Consider the following 3,425-nt stretch of genomic DNA (forward strand, 5'->3'; position numbering starts at 1 on the left):
GCAGTTGCAGATAGGAGGCCTCGATTTCCGGCACCGTGTGGGCATCCACGCCCAGTTGGGGCAGGTAGGCATTCATCCGCGACATGATCTTGTCGGCCATGGCCTCACCGGCACCGGCGGCAAACTGGTCATGCAGAAAGCCTTCCTGGGCCTCACGGTAACTCCAGCGGTAGTGCATGGCGTGGGGCAGCATGGCCTGGGTACCGTAGTAGGCGATGATCACAGAGAGCACCCGCTGTAGCAGCCCATCCGGGTAGGCGGAATATTGCACGCCCTGTTGCTCAAAGTGGTCAATGATATCCAGGCTGTCCTGGACGATGTCACCCTGCGGCGTTTCCAGCACCGGGATAATACTGCGCTGGATAATCGGCAGAATGCGGGTGTGGAAATCCGCATCGGTGGTGGGGATTTCGGTGTAGGTAATGCCCTGGGTTCGCAGGTAGCAGCGGGCGATACCGGTGTACAGCGAATGGGGAACCCCGTAGAGCCTGTGGGTGTTGTCCTGGCTGGCCATGACGCCTCCTGATTACCTGATAGAATAAGTGATGCGCTCAGCTTGCCAGGGTAAACAGCTTCACGTCGGGGCGACCGGCAAGCAGCCCCTTGAGGCCGCCACCCAGGGCTTTCATGTTTTCCTGGTGGGCCACGATGGCGTCCTGGTCGGTGTACTGTTCGTAGATCAGCACGGTATCGGCATCGTCCACGGACTGGTGAACCAGGTAGCAATGGTTGCCTTCTTCCTTCACCACTTCGGCGGCGATCTTCTTCATCTCTGCGACCAGGGCGTCACCGTTACCCGGCGTGGCGGACATGACAGCGGTAATGGCAATCATGGTTGTCTCCCGTTATCTGGCTGTGATTATGGGTGGATAAGGCATCCTCACACAGGCTGGAAAACGCAGCCATGGTGTTTCACGTCGCTGTTGCGGCCAGAAAGGCCCGGGCGCGTTACGCGGGCTGCCCACTCCCTGCCTGCAGATTGTTCGGGTCCGCAGTGAACATCACATCCAGCTCGAGATCCGGGTATTGCGGTGCCAGAGCGTCCTGCAAGTGGCGACGCCAGAGGTCTGCCTGCAAGGCGTCGCTGTGTTGCTCGCCTTCTTCCAATAGAACTCTGGCCTGCAGATACAGCATGCGCCCGGTCTTGCTCATCCGCAGGGACCAGCGCGTCGCGGGGAGTGCCACCATGGCTTGGCGAAAATCGGCGTGCACCTGCTCCTGCTGTTGTTGCGTGGGTGCGGCGAGCAGCACTTCCATCAGGTTGCGATAGAGCGTTCGCAACGGCACCGGCAGCATGATCAGCACCATCACAATGACCATCAACGAATCCACATAGGGCAGCCAGTCACCCAGGTGTTCGCCAAGTAGCCACACGGCCAGGAAGGTCACCAGCACCACCGAACTGAGTATGCAATCCATCAGCCACACAAAGGCATCCACCCGTACCAGTTCGGAACCGGTTTCGCGCGCAATCGTGCGCAGGCGCAGATACACGGCCAGGCAACCCGCGGTGGCCAACACGGCGTAGACCGACGCCACCCCCGGTTGCAACAGGCGCCCGTCACCGCTCAGGGCTGCCAGCGCAGAGGCCAGAGCCATGGTCAGCACGCCCAGAATCACCAGGCTTTGCAGTACGTTGAAGGCGGGTTCGAAACTGGCGTAGCCCAGCTGAAAACGGTGGTCTGCATTACGCTGCAACAGCCGCGACACATAGACCATCAGCAAGGACATGATGAAGCTGACGAGCGAAAACACCCCGTCCAGAAAAATCGCGTCGGACTCTGCCAAGTGAGCAAACCCGAAACCCAGCGCCGCCATGAGTAGCGTGCCCAATACGGATAACCACAACCCTTTTGATTCCATAACCCTCTCCCGTTGCGTTAACGAAATAGACCCTGGAAAGAGGCAAAGGTTGCTTTGTGGTTGGTTGGGGGGGACGAGCGGGCGGTGGCTTCTGTCAGGCCACCGAACCAAACACCTGAATAATGTTACCAAGGCGCGCCGTGAACTTGTCGCCGCTGTTGAGTGGGCCGACGCCGGCGGGGGTGCCGGTGAAGACCACGTCGCCGGGTTCCAGGGTGAAGGTCTGGCTGATTTCGGCCAGCAGTTCGAAGGTGGGGAACAGCATCAGGCCGGTGTGGCCGTGTTGTTTTACTTCGTCGTTGATTTCCAGGGTGACGCCCAGATCCTGACGCACGGAGATGCCGCGGGCGTCGATAAAGCCGGATACCGGGGCGGCGCCGTCGAAGGCTTTGGCACGCTCCCAGGGGTGGCCTTTTTCTTTTAGCTGGTTCTGAACTTCACGCAGGGTCAGGTCCAGGCCAATGCCGTAGGCGGCGACGCTGAAGCGGATGTGATCCAGGCGGGTTTCCTTGCGGATACGTTTGCCGATGAGGACCACCATTTCCACTTCGTGGTGTACCGGCCCCTGCCCTTCGGGCAGCACCAGCGGTTCGTGCAGGCTGGCCAGGGCGGTGGCCGGTTTCATGAACAGGATGGGGGAATCCGGCACGTCATTGCCCAGCTCTTTGGCGTGGTCGGCGTAGTTGCGGCCCACGCAGACCACCTTGCCCACGGGCATGTTCATGGGGGCGCCGTCGATCCAGCGATGTTGGTAACCGTTCGGATCGATGTGGGCTTCGTTGATCTCATCAAACATCGAACAGCTTCCCGGGGTTCATCACGTTGTTGGGATCAAATACCGCTTTCACGGCTTTCATGCAGGCGATTTCTTCCGGGCTGCGCGAGTATTCCAGGTACGGCTTCTTGGTCATGCCGACGCCGTGTTCGGCCGAGATAGACCCGTTGTACTTCTCCACGATCTCGAACACCCACTTGGAGACGTTGTTGCACTTGGCAAAGAAGTCTTCCTTGGCCAGGTCCGCTGGCTTGAGGATGTTGAGGTGCATGTTGCCGTCGCCGATGTGGCCGAACCAGACGATCTCGAAATCCGGGTAGGCGTCCTGCACCACGGTGTCCACGTCTTCCACGAAGTCCGGCACCTTGGCGATGCTCACGGAGATGTCGTTCTTGTACGGGGTGTGCGGGGCGATGGATTCGGAGATGCGCTCACGCAGCTGCCACAGCTGGTCCAGCTGCTGCAGGGACTGGCTCATGACGCCGTCCAGCACCCAGCCCTCTTCCACGCATTTCTCGAAGATGGCCATGGCCTGCTCGCCGACCTGCTCGGAAAGCTGCTCGAATTCCAGCAGGCAGTAGAACGGGCACTCGGTCTCGAAGGGCTTGGGCACGCCGTGGGCCAGTACGTGGGCCATGGCCTTGTCGGAGAAGAATTCGAAGGCAGTCAGGTCGATGTCCTGCTGGAAGGCGTGCAGGATTTTCATCACTTCCCGGAAGCCCGGGGCGCCCAGTACCAGGGCCGTCAGGTCTTTTGGCTGGCGGGTGAGTTTGACGGTGGCTTCCAC

General features: G+C 60.2%; 5 protein-coding genes. All 5 read right to left on the minus strand.

The window, feature by feature from the left end:
* On the minus strand, positions 1 to 514 hold a 514-nt coding region (locus A3754_RS14220; RefSeq protein ID WP_197468664.1), incomplete at its 3' end, for a glutathione S-transferase N-terminal domain-containing protein.
* Positions 515 to 551: 37 nt separating this feature from the next.
* The gene (locus A3754_RS14225; RefSeq protein ID WP_063520223.1) at positions 552 to 833 is read right to left on the minus strand and encodes a putative quinol monooxygenase; all 282 of its coding nucleotides are present in this window, start codon (positions 831 to 833) and stop codon (positions 552 to 554) included.
* Between the two features lie 115 nt (positions 834 to 948).
* Entirely contained in the window at positions 949 to 1,863 is a 915-nt protein-coding gene (locus tag A3754_RS14230; protein ID WP_063520224.1) for a cation diffusion facilitator family transporter, read from the minus strand.
* Between the two features lie 94 nt (positions 1,864 to 1,957).
* Positions 1,958 to 2,659, minus strand: coding sequence for a fumarylacetoacetate hydrolase family protein (locus A3754_RS14235; RefSeq protein WP_063520225.1), 702 nt, complete (start codon positions 2,657 to 2,659; stop codon positions 1,958 to 1,960).
* Positions 2,652 to 3,425, minus strand: a 774-nt coding sequence (locus tag A3754_RS14240) for an FAD-linked oxidase C-terminal domain-containing protein (RefSeq protein WP_304439836.1), incomplete at its 5' end; no start/stop codon positions are given. The genes A3754_RS14240 and A3754_RS14235, both read right to left, overlap by 8 nt.

It is taken from the genome of Alcanivorax sp. HI0083 (assembly GCF_001635175.1).

Coding starts and splice junctions, on each gene's coding strand:
- A3754_RS14225 (WP_063520223.1), bottom strand. CDS start 833: ATGATTGCCATTACCGCTGTCATGTCCGCCACGCCGGGTAACGGTGAC.
- A3754_RS14230 (WP_063520224.1), bottom strand. CDS start 1,863: ATGGAATCAAAAGGGTTGTGGTTATCCGTATTGGGCACGCTACTCATG.
- A3754_RS14235 (WP_063520225.1), bottom strand. CDS start 2,659: ATGTTTGATGAGATCAACGAAGCCCACATCGATCCGAACGGTTACCAA.